Here is a 14,687-nt window from a genome sequence, read left to right as displayed (position 1 = left end):
TACCGATACCCCGGCAGTAGATCCACGCCATGCGTGGATGCGGTCGGTGCGCCACGAGGATCAGGCCTCCACCGGCCATGGCCCGGCGCTACCGATACCCCGGCAGTAGATCCACGCCATGCGTGGATGCAGTCAGTGCGCCACGGGGATCAGACCTCCGCCGGGCATGGCCCGGCGCTACCGATACCCCGGCAGTAGATCCACGCCATGCGTGGATGCAGTCAGTGCGCCACGGGGATCAGACCTCCGCCGGGCATGGCCCGGTGTGCCGGCAGGCTGCTGCGCTGCGCGGCAGCGCGTATATTGGGCGCCTGTTCGCAAGCCCCCGAGTCGCCGTGTCTGCCGCCAACGCCCTGGTTACCGCCCCCCTTCCCCCGCAGCCGGTGCTGCAGGCCCTGTTAGAGCGCCTGCGCGAAGGGCTGCTGTTGTTCACCGAAGACGGTCAGGTGGCCTTGGCCAACCCGGCCGCGCAGAACCTGCTGGGCAGTGAAGAAGCCGCCGCAGCGGCCCCGCAGCGCCTGCGCGAGCTGCTGCCGCCGGATGCGCTGGAGCAGGCGCGCCTGCACGGGCAGTGGAACGGCAGCCTGCCGGTCGGCGAGGGGGTGGTCATCGCCCACCTGTACCACCACGGCCAGCCCGGCAGTGGCCACTACCTGGCCCTGTTCCGCCCCATCGAAGGGCAGGAAGACTACGAGCGCGAACTGCAGCAGCGCCATGCCGAACTGCGCCAGGCCTACCTGCGCCTCAACGGCACCCAGGAAAAGCTGCTGCAGTCGGAAAAGATGGCCTCCATCGGCCAGCTGGCCGCCGGCGTTGCGCACGAGATCAACAACCCGATCGGCTACGTGCACTCCAACCTCGGCAGCCTGCAGGAATACCTGCGCAGCCTGTTCACCGTCATCGAAGCGTACGAGCGGGCCCTGCGCGCGCCGGACCCGAAGGCGCTGATCCCGGAAATCGACGATATCCGTGACCGCCTGGACATCGATTTCATCAGCCGCGACCTGCCGCAGCTGATGGCCGAATCGCGCGAGGGCATCGAGCGGGTGACCCGCATCGTGCGCGACCTGAAGGACTTCTCGTATTCCGGCCGCGACGAGTCGTGGAAGCTGGTGGACCTGCATTCCGGCCTGGAATCGACCATCAACATCATCTGGAACGAGCTCAAGTACAAGGTCACCCTGCACCGTGAGTTCGGCCAGCTGCCGCTGGTGGAATGCCTGCCGTCGGAGTTGAACCAGGTCTACATGAACCTGCTGCTCAACGCCGGCCACGCCATCGCCGAGCGCGGCACCATCACCGTGCGCACCGGCGTGGACGGCGACACGGTCTGGGTCGAGTTCGAGGATACCGGTGGCGGCATTTCGCCGGAGCTGCGCCAGCGCATCTTCGATCCGTTCTTCACCACCAAGCCGGTCGGCAGCGGCACCGGCCTGGGCCTGTCGATCTCCTACAGCATCATCAACAAGCACCACGGCCGCATCGACCTGGACAGCACGCCCGGCTTCGGCTCGCGCTTCCGCGTGGTGCTGCCGGTGAAGCAGCCGCGCTGACGGCATCGGGTAGTGCCGGCCGCTGGCCGGCAACCCCATGGAATCGGGCACCCCGGGCAGCCGGCCAGCGGCCGGCACTACCGGGGCCTGAACCTCAACGCAGCGGCGTGCGATCCTCGCCGGCGTCTCCCGCTTCCACCGGCGTCGGCCCGGCATTGCTGCGCCGTTGTTCCTCGTACGTGCGGAATGCCTGGTGGATGTGCTTGCGCAGCTCATCATCGTTCCAGGGCTTGGTCAGGAAGCGGTAGATCGCACCGCGGTTGATCGCATCGGTCACCGTGTTCAGATCGGTGTAGCCGGACAGCACCAGGCGGATCGTGTCCGGGTAGAGCATCTTCACCCGGCCCAGGAACTCGGTGCCGCTCATGTCGCTCATGCGCTGGTCGGACAGGATCACCTGCACGTCGTTGATCGCCAGCAGGTCGAACGCATCGCGCACGTTGCCGGCGGCCAGGATGCGGTAGCCATCGCGACGGAACAGGCGCACCAGCGAACGCAGCACGTTCTCTTCGTCATCCAGCAGCAGCAGGGTGCGGTCCGGGCGGGTTTCGGCAAACGCTTCCGGGCGCAGGTAGCGGCGGCGCAGGGTCATGCCGGCGGCATCGGCCGACATCGGTTCGCCGAACAGATAGCCCTGGAACACATCGCAGTCGTTGCGCCGCAGGAAGCCCAGTTGCGCCTGCGATTCCACGCCATTGGCGATCACCGTCATGCCCAGCTGGTGGCCCATGGCGATGATGGCGCGGGCGATGGCGGCCTCGCGGTTGCCGGCCGGCGCGCTCTTGATGAAGCTGCGGTCGATCTTCAGCTTGTCCACCGGGTAGCGCACCAGCGCACTCAGGCTGGAATCGCCGGTGCCGAAGTTGTCCAGGCTCAGGCTGATGCCTTCGTTGCGCAGGTTGGCCAGCGTTTCGTGGACGAAGTTGACGTTGTTGGTCAGCGCGCTCTCGTTGATCTCCAGCGTCAGCATCTGCGCCGGCACGCCCGCCGCCTGGATCAGGCCCATCACCTCGGCAAAGAAGTTCGGCCGCAGCAGCTGCAGCGTCGACACGTTCACGGCGATGGTGAAGTCATCGAAGCCCTGGTCGCGCCACAGCCGCGCCTGCTTCAGTGCGCCCTCCAGCACCCAGGTGCCGATCTGAACGATGATGCCCAGGCGCTCGGCGGTACGCATGAAGCGCTCCGGCACCAGCATGCCCAGCGTCGGCGACTGCCAGCGCAGCAGCGCTTCCATGCCCACCACGTGGCCGTCGCGGGCGCTGACCAGCGGCTGGTAGCGCAGCTTCAGTTCGCCATTGGGAATCGCGTCGACGATCTGGCGGGCGATGATGCTTTCGCTGTGCGCGCTGGGCGGGGTATCCACCGCGTGGATGCGCACCGCATTGCCACCCTCGCGCGCAGCCTGGTAAAGCGCATCCTCGGCGTGGTCGAGCAGGCGCGAGGCGCTGCTGGCGTGCTCCGGGCACAGGCTCACGCCCAGCTTGCCGGTCATGAACAGGGTGTACGGCAGCACCGACAGCGGCAGTTCCATCTGCTGGCGGATTTCTTCGGCGAAGTCCTCCGGCAGCGGCAGGTCGGCAGTGCGCGGCACCGCCAGCAGGAACTCATCGCTGCCATGCCGCCACAGCTTGCCGCGGCCGCGCAGGTAGGACTGCAGGCGCTGGGCAACCAGCACCAGGGCCTGGTCGCCGACGTCGGCACTCATGTTTTCGTTGACCGATGCGAAGTGGTCGATATCCACGTGCATCAGCATCAAGGGGGTACCGCCGGAGGCGGCTTCGGTGACCATGACCTGCAGCTCGGGGTTGCCGGCGCCCAACCGATCGGGGGCGTCGTCGATGCTGACAAGGGGCATGTTGGGGTTCCACATGGCTCAGTATTCCGGGGAATCAGCGGCGGCCGCAGTGGCCGCCTGGTAGGGAAGGTGGACGTCGACGAGGGTACCGGCGCCATGCGCCGACTCGATATGGACGTGGCCGCCGACGCTCTGCGCACGTTCGCGCATCACGATCAGGCCCAGCCCGCGCGGGCCGTCCGGGTCGAAGCCCTCGCCGTCATCGCGGATCTGCAGGTGCAGGCCGCGCTGGTCGAGATCGCGCAGCTGCAGCTGCACCTGGCTGGCACGGGCGTGGCGCAGCACGTTGGTCAGGCTTTCCTGTGCGATGCGGAAGCAGGCCTGCTCGATGCTGTTGTCCGGGCGCGAGGGCAGGGTATCGATTTCGGCCAGCAGCTCCACCGGCGAGGAACGGAACAGCACCCGCGCCTGCCAGCTCAATGCCGCTTCCAGGCCCAGTGCGTCCAGCTGTGGCGGGCGCAGCAGGGTGGAGATGTCGCGCAGCTTGGCCACCGTGGTGTCGGCCAGGCTGACGATCTGCGCCAGGTCCTCGCCGCGGCGCTGCGCGTCCTCTTCATCCTGCGCCGCATACGCCGAAAGCTTGATGGCGGTGATCGCCTGGCCGATGTCATCGTGCAGGTCGCGCGAAATGGCGCGTCGCTCGTCTTCCTGCAGCGAGAACAGGCGGCCAGCCATGGCCTGCAGTTCGCGGTTGCTGGTTTCCAGTGCGGTGCGCGTGCGCTCGGATTCGCTCAGGTCGCGCACGATCAGCAGCTTGCAGTCGCGGCCGCCGTAGCGCACTTCGCCCACGGCCAGGCCCGCATGGAAGCGGCGGCCATCGGCACGCTGCATCACCACCACGCTGTTGTGGCCAGGGCTGTGCTGCGGCTGGCCGGCGCGCAGCTGCACGCGCACGCGGTCCAGTTCGGCCGGGTCCACCAGCGCATCCAGCGGTTCACCCAGCAGGGTATGGCTGCCATAGCCGAACAGGGCCGCGGCCCAGGCGTTGGCGTACAGCACATGCTCCTCGGACAGGATCACCACGCCGTCGGGCAGCACCCGCACCAGCTCGCGGAACTGCTCCTCGCGCTCACGCAGCAGGCGGCGCGACTGCTCGCGCTCGGTCACGTCCTGCAGGGTGCCCAGCACCCGCTCGCGGCCGGCCTCATCCAGGCCACTCGCGGCGCGCAGGTGCACCATCAGCGCGCGGCCGTCCATCGACAGCACTGGCAGCAGTACGTCCACCTGCGCCGTGGGGCTGGTACACAGCTCGGCCAGCAGCTGCTCGGTCTGGGCCGCGGTGGTCGGGTCGGCCGGTACCAGCAGTTCATCGAAGCGGTGCCAGCGCCGTGCCTCGGGCGGTCGCCGGCCAAGCAGGCGGTACACCTGGTTGGAATAGCGGCCGAGGCCGCTGGCCGGGTCCAGCTCCCAGGCGCCGATGCGGGCCAGCTCGTGAGCCTCTTCCACCCGCGCCAGGGCCTGGTCGCGGCGCAGCTGGGCCAGGTCTTCGGCCGTGCGGTCGATGGCGATCAGCAGGCGGGCGTTGCGCCCGTCATAGTCGATCGCGTTCGAGCGCAGTTCCATCTGCCGGACGCTGCCGTCGCGCAGCTGCAGCGGGGTGCGCAGGATGCAGATCTGCTCGGGTGCCTCGCGGATCGCCTCCAGCTTGGCCTGCAGCACCAGCCGGTCGCCAGGCGCCCACAGCACGTCGATGGCCTGCTGCAGCAGTTCCTCGCGCTCCCAGCCGAAGGCGAGGCAGGCAGCAGGATTGGCATCGAGGATGGCCAGGCTGTCCAGGTCGTAGACCAGGATCGGCCCGGGGTTGCCCTCGAACAGCTGCCGCAGGCGCAGCTCCGAGCCCTGCAGGCGGGTATGGGTGCGCAGCACGTGCTCGGCCAGTGGCCGCAGCAGCAGGTATAGCAGGCCAGCGCTGGCAAAGGCGAAGAAGGCGTCCTTCACGGTCTGCCAGAACGCCAGCTGCTGCGGGTCCGGCACCAGGGCCGCCATCGCACCATCGGTGGCGATCATCCACGCCAGCGCCAGCACCAGGTAGCTCAGCACCACCCGGCGACGGTCACGACCCAGCGCCTTCGCCATCTGCGGGTCGGGAGCGGGGGCGGTGCCGGTCGGTTCTGCGGGCATGGACAGGGCAGGAAGAGGGGGCGCCGGCCATATTACCGCGCAGGTGCGCCCTGGCACTCAATTATCCGCTGGACGCGCCGTTAACCACTGCGTGCCCCGCTGTCGGGCGCGCCATTCCGGAGCAACATCGCGTGGACCAAGGGATCATCGCCAGCCTGCTGCAGCACCCGCTTGCCTCGGCGCTGGTCATCGTCGACCGTGGCGGGCGCCCGCTTGCAGCCAATGCGGCCGCGCGCGAGCACGGCCTGCCGTCGACGGTGGCGGCCTACGCGCCGATGCTGGAGGACCTGCGCCTGCTTGCGGCCGACGGTGGCATCGTTGCCTGCACCCTGCCGGGTGGCCCCCGCGGTCACTACGATGGCTACCTGCGCGCGGTACACGATGGCAGCGGCAACCTGCTGGCCTTCACCCTCAGCGTGCCCGAGCCGGTGCCGGTGGATGCGGGCGGGCGCTGGGAGCTGGCCCTGGAAAGTGCCGGCCACAGCCTGTGGGACTGGGACATTCCCAGCGACCGGGTGGTGCGCACCCCGGCGCTGGTGGACGAGACGGCCAACGCCATCATCGCCCGCGTGCACAGCGACGACCTGGGCGACATGCGCGCCGCGCTGGACGAACACCTGCGCGGCCACAGCGAGCAGTACAGCGCCCAGTTCCGCTTCCGCCAGGAAGACGGCCAGTGGCGCTGGGTGCTGGATCGCGGCCGCGTGGTCGCCCGCACCGCCGATGGCCAGCCGCTGCGCATGGTCGGCACGCACACCGATATCGAGCAGCAGAAGCAGCTGGAAGCGCTGCTGCAGGAACAGCAGCTGCACCTGAGCGAGGCCCAGCGCATCGCCAGCATGGGCAGCTGGTCGTTCGATCCGACCAACCACCGGTTCTGGTGGTCGCCCGAGCTGCGCTCGCTGCTGGCCCTGGAGCCCGGCGAAGTGCCCGGCCAGCGCCGCTGGCTGAAGCAGCTGCACCCGCGTTCGCGCGGCGCGCTGCGTGCTGCGTGGCGCCGGCTGTGGCGTGACGGCCGCGCCGCCAACCTGGAACTTGAACTGACCCGTGGCAGCGAGCACTCGCAGCACCTGCGCCTGTGGATGCAGCCATTGCTGGACATGGATGGCCACCCCAAGCGCCTGCTGGGCCAGGTGCAGAACATCACCGAACAGCACCAGACCGACGCGCTCATCCGCTGGCGCACCGAACTGCTCAACCGCGTGTCAGCGCTGGGCCGCATCGGTGGCTGCGAGATCGAGGTCAGCACCCGGCACATGCAGTGGACCGAGGAGTGCTACCGCATCCACGGCCTGCGCAAGGAGCCGATCACCCTGGATCAGGCGCTGGCGCTGTACACCGAAGATTCGCGCGCGCATTTCGAGGCCGCGCTGCAGCGCATTGCCGGTGGTGGCCTGCCCGAGCAGCTCGATCTGTGCTTCTACCGCCAGTCGGGCCTGCGCGTGTGGGTGCAGGTGCTGATCGAGCTGGATCGTCGCGATGGCCTGCCGCCGCGCTTCGTGGTCCTGTTCCGTGACATCACCCGCGAGCGCGAAGCCAACGAGCGCATCGAGCTGCTTGCCCATTACGATCTGCTGACCGGCCTGCCCAACCGCGTTCTGCTGGGCGAGCAGACCGCCGAGGCCATCGAAGAAGCCCGCGACCGCGGTACGTCGCTGGCGATGCTGTTCATCGATCTGGACGGCTTCAAGACCATCAACGACAGCTTCGGCCACGCCACCGGCGATGCGCTTCTGAAGGCCGCCGCCACCCGCCTGCACCAGAATCTGCGCAACAACGATCTGTTCGGCCGCTTCAGTGGCGACGAATTCATCGTGGTGCTGCGTGACCTGGCCGAGCCGGAAGATGCCGGCCACGTGGCGCGCAAGCTGATCGGCTCGCTGGCCGAGCCGCTGCGCCGGGGCGACACCACCCTGAAGGTGGGCGCCAGCGTGGGCATCGCGATGCTGGGTGATACCCAGACCGATTTCGACTCGCTGCTGCGCGCCGCGGATGCCGCGATGTACGCTGCCAAGGAAGCGGGGCGCAACACTTACCAGTACTACAGCCAGGACGCCCTGGCGCGCATCCAGCGTCGGCTGGAGATCGAGCACGGCCTGCACGGCGCGATAGAGCGTGAGGAGTTCAGCCTGGCCTACCAGCCGTTGCTGCATGCCCACCACGGTGAGCCGCCGGCCATCGAAGCGCTGCTGCGCTGGCACCGCCCGGGCATTGGCTACTGCAGCCCGGCCGAGTTCATCCCCATTGCCGAAAAGTGTGGCGAGATCGTCCGCATCGGCGACTGGGTGCTGTCCGAAGCCTGCCGCCAGGCATCGGCATGGGACCGCGCCGGCCTGCGCTTCGAGCGCATCGCGGTGAACGTATCGGCCGTACAACTGCGCGACCGTGGGTTTGCCGAGCGCGTGATCGAGATCTGCCACGCCCACGGCTGGCCGCCGCAGCGCTTGGAGCTGGAACTGACCGAATCGGCGCTGATCCGCGACACCGACATCCTGCGCCACTGTTTCGACGTGCTGGAGCGGCACGGCGTTCCGCTGGCGGTGGATGACTTCGGCACAGGCTTCTCCAACCTTCACTATCTCAACCGCTTCCCGGTGGGCCGCCTGAAGATCGACCGCAGCTTCGTGCAGGGCATGCTGCATGACACGGGCACGGCCGAAGTGACCCAGGCCATCGTCCACCTGGGCCACGCGCTGGGCATGAAGGTGGTGGCTGAAGGCGTGGAGACGCACCAGGAAGAAGACATGCTGCGGCGGCAGGGCTGCGACGAAATCCAGGGCTACCTGTACTCACGCCCGCTCAGCCCGCGCGACCTGGCACTGTGGCTGCGCCAGCAGCACGCCGCCCCGGAAGTCGCCCTGGCTCGGTAGCGGTAGCGCCGGGCCAGGCCCGGCGGCACTGATCCGTGCCCTGGTGGGGGCCGACCGTTGGTCGGCACTGATGCCCGCACTCGCGATCATCCACGCATGGCGTGGATCTACTACCGGGCTTCGCCCTGGTGGGTGCCGACCGTTGGTCGGCACTGATGCTCGCGCTCGCGATCATCCACGCATGGCGTGGATCTACTACCGGGCTTCGCCCTGGTGGGTGCCGACCGTTGGTCGGCACTGATGCTCGCGCTCGCGACCATCCACGCATGGCCTGGATCTACTGGTCGACAAACCGCCGTGGGAATTCCGACCGCAGCCGCGCGCGCACCGCCTCAACAACGCCGGCATAGCGCCGCCGCTGGATGTAATACCCCATGTAGAACACCAGCAGGAATACCACCATCGGCCACGCCATCGGGCGCACCAGGACGATCGGCAGCAGCATCGCGGTAAACACCAGCGCGAACCAGCTGCATCGGCCAATCACCCGCACTTCGCGGCGCCGCTTGTCGACCACCAGCTGGCCGCGCAACAGCGGGAAGTAGCGGCCCCCAAAATGCGGGGCGTAGCTCTCGCGGAACGCGACGCTGCCATCAGGCAGCGCATGGAACACCAGGCGCATCCATTTCTCGTCCGCAAGGTCATGCTCAAGCCCACCCAGCGAAAGCTGGGCCAGCTCGGCCGGAGATGCAGCAATGCGCTGGTTGAACAGGGCAATGCCAGTGCCGAAGAAGAACGGCGCCCACCGAACAAGCAGCAGGACTTCGACCAGCAGCAGGGCGATCAGGGCGAGGGCCACCGGTCTTCCATGAACGGGACCGGCGCATCATGCCATAGCGGCTTCGCCACCCCGGTAGATCCACGCCATGCGTGGATGTTGCGGCGAGGGCCAGGCGTCACACCGGCGGATGAAAGCCATCCACGCATGGCGTGGATCTACCGATCCATCAACGCAATGCCTGCGATGGCATAGCTGGCGATCAGCAGCCCGCACAGATACTCCGCCACGATGATCAGCCAGAAGGTGATCGGCTCGATTTCCCGCCACGCATCAAGGGTGCCGGCGCGGCGATGGCTCACATGGATATGCCCGGTGTCGATGGCGTTTGCTGGTAACCAGGCGAACATGAAGGCCATCAGCAGGAACACCAGGCTGCCGAACAGGAACGCGACAGGCCGATGCCGGGGTGGCCGCAAGGTGGCGTAGGCGGGGCGCCAGGTGAAGCAGACCGCGATGACCATCATCGCGACGAATCCCAGCCAGGTCATGAACGTGGTGCTCATGCGACGACACTCCGTGTCCAGCCGTAGGCGGCGTGGGCGGATCATGCCATGAGTCTGGAACGTCTGGCGGGGAGCGCCATCCACGCGCGGTGTGGATCTACCTCAGCGCATCCCCATCGAGCCCAAGATCCCAGGCCATCCCCAGCAGTTCGCCGGCAGGCGCCGGTGGGGCAGGGCGGGCATCGGCCAGCTGCTGCAGTTCCTCGATCTCTTCGCGTGCCACCGTCTCCAGCGCCTGCAACTGCTCACGGACACCCGGGTTGCGCGGGCGCTGGCTGGGGTCGATCGGGGGCAGGGCACGGATCAGGGTCATGGTGCGCGGGTCAGGAGCTTCCAACGGCAGGTTACAGGCAAAGGCCCCGGAATGACCGGGGCCTTGCGGGCTGCCGGAACAGGCAGCGGACATCTGGATCAGAACAGCTCGACCGTACCGGCGCCCATGTTCTGCTGGGCAACCGGCTTGTGCGGCGGGCGCTCCCACTCGCTGCGCAGTTCGCGCAGGCGGCTGCCGGTGCGCTGCAGGGCAGTGGCGATCTCTTCGTCGAACACGCCGCCGTTACGGTGCAGCAGTTCCTGCAGGGCCACCGCTTCGCGGTTGATCGCGGTCAGGCGGTCCAGGTGGGTGTGCACGCCGCCCAGGGCCTGGGTGGCGATGTCTTCGAACTGCAGGGCGCGCACGGCTTCGGCCACGCTGCCGTCGATCGAGCGGGCGCACTCGGACACTTCGCGCATGCCGTCGCCCAGCGAGGCGTTGATCTGGGCCACGTTGTCCAGCATCGCCGCCGCTTCCTGGCGCGCTTCGCGGGAGCGGTCCATGTCACGCGAGGCCATGTGCGAGACCGTCTCGCGCACCTTGGCGATGGCGTCCTTGGAGCTGTGGGCCAGCTTGCGGATCTGCTCGTTGAAGGTGGTCGAGCGCTCGGACAGGTTGCGCACTTCGTCGGCCACCACGGCGAAACCGCGACCGGCTTCACCGGCTCGGGCTGCTTCGATGGCCGCGTTCAGTGCCAGCAGGTTGGTCTGGTCGGCAATCGACTTGACGTCTTCCAGCAGGGCGAAGATGCCGTCCAGGTGCTGGGCCATCTGGTCGATGTGCTGCACGGTGGTGGTGCTCTGGCCGCTCACCTGTTCCAGCGCTTCCACCAGCTGTTCCATGCGGTGGCTGGCGTGCTGGGCGAAGCGGGCGACGTCGAGGCCGGCGCTGCCTTCGTCACCGGCGCGGTCGACGATGCGCGACAGGGCCTGGCTCTGCTGGCGGGACTTGCGGTTCATCGCATCGAAGCTGCCGCCCAGGCTGGACACGGCCTGGCGGATCAGGTCACGGGCGCGTTCCACTTCGCCACGCGAACCGTCGATCTCGTTGCCGACGAAGTTGCGCAGCTCGGTCAGCAGCTGGTCCTGCTCACGCAGGACACGGGCATGTTCCGGGGAACGATGCGCCTGGGCGCGGGTGGTCCACCACGCAAAGCCCAGCCAGCTCAGCGTCATCGTGGTCAGGATCGCCCAGCGCAGGGCGGCCGGCCATTCGAAACCGATGGCGAAGGGGAGCAGCAGGGTCAGGGCCAGGGGGGCGGCCAGACGGATGAAAATGCGTGAGTACATGGACGTTCTCGGGAGGTGCACGGAGGATGTATCGGCCGTACCCCCTTTCTCTTTAACGTCGATGTGCCTTCTGGATGCGCCGGATTTCCGACGCCTCCGGTGCATCAGGGGTCAGAGCCCTTTCCGTACCGGAAAGGGATCCGACCCCGGGCCTCAGGCCAGCTGGCGGTCCACGGCCTCGGTCATCGCCTTGCGGCTGAGCAGGAAGTCCCAGTAGCTGCCCCCCAGCTGCCGCCACAGCACGGCCGCACGCACGGCGGCCAGCAGCAGCGCGCGGATCTCGGCCACCACCCCGGCCTGGGCCAGGTAGTGCGGGTTGCCCTGCACCATGACGCGCGGCTTGAGGTGGCTGATGGTGTCTGCATACAGGCCGCCCAGGCTGGCCAGCACGTCCGGGTGGCCGCTGTCGCCCAGCTCTAGGGCCTGGCGCTGGGCGCGCTCGATGCCCGAGGCGACCTTGTTCACGGTGGCGCCGTCCTGCACGAACCGCCGCTCCAGCTGCAGCACCGACAGGGCCAGCTTGGGCAGGATCGGGTCCTGGCCCTGGTTGCGGAAGTAGTTGTGCAGCAGGCGCAGGCCGGACTTCAGCGCGTCGCGGTCGCCAAACACCTCCTGCGGGGAGGCGGCATCGATGCGGAACACGCTGTCCACCGCGGTACGCACCGCCGCGGCGTCGGAATGGCCGGTATCGGCGATACGGCGCACCTGCTGCAGGGCCTGGGCAATGCCGGCCAGGGCCAGGACGCGGTCGTCGACAGTGAAACTCATGCAGCGATTACCTCAAAAGGAGAAGGGGTGGTGCGCAGGCGCTGTTCCAGCGGCGCATCGGTTGCGGCGATCACCGCGCCGCCCAGGCAGACATCACCGTCATACAGCACCAGCGACTGGCCAGGGGTCACGGCGCGCTGCGGGCGGGCAAAGGTCACCAGCACGCTGCCATCGTCCAGCACCTCGACCGTACACGGCTCGTCCGGCTGCCGGTAGCGGGTCTGGGCGGTGCACTCGAAGCGGCGGGCCGGCGGCGCACCGGCAATCCAGTGGGCGGTCTCCGAGCGCAGCCGGTCGGACAGCATCCATCGGCTGTCGCGGTCCTGGTCCACGTACAGCACGTTGCTGGCCACATCCTTGCCGACCACGTACCACGGCGCGGCAGGGCGGCCGCGCACGCCGCCGATGTTCAGGCCTTCGCGCTGGCCCAGGGTGAAATAGAACACGCCCGGGTGCTCGGCGATGACGCTGCCGTCGGCCGGGTCGAGGATCTGGCCGGCCTTGGCGGGCAGGTAGCGACCGAGGAACTCACGGAAATCGCGCTCGCCGATGAAGCAGATGCCGGTCGAATCCTTCTTGGCATGGGTCGGCAGGCTGACGTCGCGGGCGATCCGGCGCAGGTCGCTCTTTTCCAGGTCGCCGATCGGGAACAGGGTGGCGGCCAGTTGATCCTGCCCCAGCTGGTGCAGGAAGTAGCTCTGGTCCTTGGAACGGTCGGCGCCGCGCAGCAGCAGCCATTGCTGGCCGCGCTGGGCGATGCGCGCGTAGTGGCCGGTGGCGATGCGCTCGGCCCCCAGCTCGCGGGCGGCATCCAGGAAGTGCTTGAACTTCACTTCGCGGTTGCACAGCACGTCCGGGTTGGGCGTGCGGCCGGCGGCGTACTCGGCCAGGAAGTGTTCGAACACGCCCTGCCAGTACTCGTTGGAAAAATCGCGGAAGTGGAACGGGATGCCGAGCAGGCCGCAGACAGCCACCGCATCGCGGCGGTCATCCTCGGCGCGGCAGTCGCCGCTGCCATCGTCGGCCCAGTTCTGCATGAACAGGCCGGCCACGGCTTCGCCCTGCTGCACCAGGCGCCAGGCGGCCACGGAGGAATCGACGCCGCCGGACACGCCCACCATTACCCGAGGGCTGCTCATGCGACCTCCTGGACCAGGGAAAGCGGATGGCGCTGGCCGGCCAGGTAGTCGGCCACCACCTGCCAGACCAGCGGGCTGCGCAGGCGCGGGCCGGCGGCCTGCAGCTCGGCCGGGTCCAGCCACAGGGCGCGGTCGATGCCGGTATCCAGCGGCTGCGCCGGGTCGTGCGAGACCGGGCGGGCGGCGTAGCAGAAGCGCAGGAACGCGGTGCCGTCAGGCGCGGTCCACTGGTAGCAGCCGATGAAGGCGCTCAGTTCCACCGTCCAGCCGGTTTCCTCGCGGGTCTCGCGCAGGGCCGCGGCGGCGAGGCTCTCGCCCGGTTCCAGGTGGCCGGCGGGCTGGTTCAGCACCTGCCGGCCGTCAATGGTCTCTTCCACCAGCAACACGCGGCCGCCGTCGACCACCACGGTGGCCACGGTGGCATGCGGTGCCCAGCGCGGGTCCTGCACAGCGTTCAACTCAGAGGTCGTCCTTCTTGGTCAGCTCCAGCTCCATCGCATCGGCGGTCCGGATGGCCGCATCGATGGCGTCGCTGAGCTGGTCGGTGGTGGCATCGGCGTCGATCTTCACCACGAACATGGCGGTCTTGTCCTGCTTCACCCAGCCGCCCATCTTGGCGTCCTGGGAGTCTTCCAGCAGGCGGTTGGCCACCGCTTCGGGGAACTGCTTGTCCTTGGACACATAGCCCGGCGACCACACCTCGCGGATGTTGTGGCTGCCAAAGTCCTCCACGGCCGAGCGCACGTAGACCATCTGCGTGCGGTCGCCTTCCACATCGAACACCATCTGGTAGTCGCCGTCCTCGTCCACCTCGAAGGTGTAGCCCAGCTTCTCCAGGTGGCGGGCGATGGCGGCATCAGCCTTGCTGCTGTCAGCGGTGGTCGCGGCACCGGCAGTACCGGCGGCGGCCAGGGCGAGCAGCAGGGCAGGCAGAAGGGTCCTTTTCATGAAAATCCTGTGAAACGTGGGGGACAGGCGGTAATTGTGACGGCGGCCGTGCGTGCCGTCCATTCCGCGCCAGGCCGACGCAGCGCCGCCGCACCCCTTATAATGTGCGGATGCCCCGCGAGTCTTCCCCCGAATCCCATCACGACCACGGTATCGCCGTGGAGCCCGCGCGCCCCGAAGTGGCGCCGCCGCCGTTCTACCAGGTGATGATCCTCAACGACGACTACACCCCGATGGATTTCGTGGTGGACGTCCTGCAGCAGTTCTTCAGCATGGACCTGGACAAGGCCACGCAGGTGATGCTGCACGTGCATACCCGCGGCCGCGGTGTCTGCGGGGTCTTCACCCGTGAAGTGGCCGAAACCAAGGTTGCCCAGGTCAACGAGTACTCGCGCATGAACCAGCATCCGCTGCTGTGCACGATGGAAAAGGCCTGACCCCCGGTAGTGCGTAGAGTCGAGCTTGCTCGACTGATCTTCAATGCAGTCGAGCAAGCTCGACTCTACCGAGGGTCAACGCCAGCAATCCGCACCGTTCCAGCCATGGC

General features: G+C 68.1%; 13 protein-coding genes. 3 read left to right on the top strand and 10 right to left on the bottom strand.

The genetic code is table 11. From position 1 onward, the window contains the following. Window positions 1-335 precede the first annotated feature (335 nt). Window positions 336-1,553, top strand: coding sequence for an ATP-binding protein (locus tag QMZ26_RS00975; RefSeq protein WP_283220287.1), 1,218 nt, complete (start codon window positions 336-338; stop codon window positions 1,551-1,553). Between the two features lie 94 nt (window positions 1,554-1,647). On the opposite strand, the gene QMZ26_RS00970 is transcribed toward QMZ26_RS00975, so the two are convergent. After that, window positions 1,648-3,423 (bottom strand): EAL domain-containing protein, encoded by a 1,776-nt coding sequence (locus tag QMZ26_RS00970; protein WP_079221850.1) that lies wholly within the window; start codon window positions 3,421-3,423, stop codon window positions 1,648-1,650. A gap of 3 nt (window positions 3,424-3,426) precedes the next feature. Next, entirely contained in the window at window positions 3,427-5,529 is a 2,103-nt protein-coding gene (locus QMZ26_RS00965; protein WP_283220286.1) for a PAS domain S-box protein, read from the bottom strand. 131 nt (window positions 5,530-5,660) lie between these two features. Here QMZ26_RS00965 and QMZ26_RS00960 point away from each other — a divergent pair, with 131 nt between their 5' ends. Continuing rightward, window positions 5,661-8,399, top strand: a complete 2,739-nt coding sequence (locus tag QMZ26_RS00960) for a GGDEF domain-containing phosphodiesterase (protein WP_283220285.1) — start codon at window positions 5,661-5,663, stop codon at window positions 8,397-8,399. 277 nt (window positions 8,400-8,676) lie between these two features. Here the strand turns inward: QMZ26_RS00960 and QMZ26_RS00955 are convergent, their stop codons facing one another. The 8 genes from QMZ26_RS00955 to QMZ26_RS00920 all read right to left on the bottom strand — a co-directional run bounded on the left by QMZ26_RS00955 (window position 8,677) and on the right by QMZ26_RS00920 (window position 14,140). Beyond that, window positions 8,677-9,198 (bottom strand): hypothetical protein, encoded by a 522-nt coding sequence (locus QMZ26_RS00955; protein WP_283220284.1) that lies wholly within the window; start codon window positions 9,196-9,198, stop codon window positions 8,677-8,679. Between the two features lie 137 nt (window positions 9,199-9,335). After that, complete coding sequence (locus QMZ26_RS00950; protein WP_200733000.1) at window positions 9,336-9,683, bottom strand: hypothetical protein; 348 nt, start codon at window positions 9,681-9,683, stop codon at window positions 9,336-9,338. 97 nt (window positions 9,684-9,780) lie between these two features. After that, complete coding sequence (locus tag QMZ26_RS00945) at window positions 9,781-9,996, bottom strand: hypothetical protein (RefSeq protein WP_200732999.1); 216 nt, start codon at window positions 9,994-9,996, stop codon at window positions 9,781-9,783. Between the two features lie 98 nt (window positions 9,997-10,094). Next, window positions 10,095-11,285: a methyl-accepting chemotaxis protein gene (locus tag QMZ26_RS00940; protein WP_200732998.1), complete on the bottom strand. Its 1,191-nt coding sequence runs from the start codon at window positions 11,283-11,285 to the stop codon at window positions 10,095-10,097. A gap of 153 nt (window positions 11,286-11,438) precedes the next feature. Further along, window positions 11,439-12,053, bottom strand: coding sequence for a high frequency lysogenization protein HflD (gene hflD / locus QMZ26_RS00935; RefSeq protein ID WP_079221857.1), 615 nt, complete (start codon window positions 12,051-12,053; stop codon window positions 11,439-11,441). Continuing rightward, window positions 12,050-13,192 (bottom strand): tRNA 2-thiouridine(34) synthase MnmA, encoded by a 1,143-nt coding sequence (mnmA, locus tag QMZ26_RS00930; protein ID WP_283220283.1) that lies wholly within the window; start codon window positions 13,190-13,192, stop codon window positions 12,050-12,052. The genes hflD and mnmA overlap by 4 nt, the downstream gene beginning before the upstream one ends. Next, window positions 13,189-13,650: an NUDIX hydrolase gene (locus QMZ26_RS00925; protein WP_108746662.1), complete on the bottom strand. Its 462-nt coding sequence runs from the start codon at window positions 13,648-13,650 to the stop codon at window positions 13,189-13,191. Before QMZ26_RS00925 ends, mnmA begins: the two co-directional genes overlap by 4 nt. A 1-nt stretch (window position 13,651) precedes the next feature. Then, a complete protein-coding gene (locus tag QMZ26_RS00920; RefSeq protein ID WP_079221860.1) occupies window positions 13,652-14,140 on the bottom strand; it encodes a hypothetical protein in 489 nt (162 codons plus the stop codon). 110 nt (window positions 14,141-14,250) lie between these two features. Here QMZ26_RS00920 and clpS point away from each other — a divergent pair, with 110 nt between their 5' ends. Further along, window positions 14,251-14,577 carry an ATP-dependent Clp protease adapter ClpS gene (gene clpS / locus QMZ26_RS00915; protein WP_079221861.1) on the top strand — a complete coding sequence of 109 codons (327 nt, stop codon included), beginning with the start codon at window positions 14,251-14,253 and terminating at the stop codon, window positions 14,575-14,577. The last annotated feature ends 110 nt before the right edge of the window (window positions 14,578-14,687 follow it).

Source organism: Stenotrophomonas sp. PFBMAA-4 (assembly GCF_030053215.1).
GTDB lineage: Bacteria > Pseudomonadota > Gammaproteobacteria > Xanthomonadales > Xanthomonadaceae > Stenotrophomonas.
Note: the sequence above shows the minus strand (reverse complement) of the source record. Positions and strands in the feature narration are given on the sequence as shown.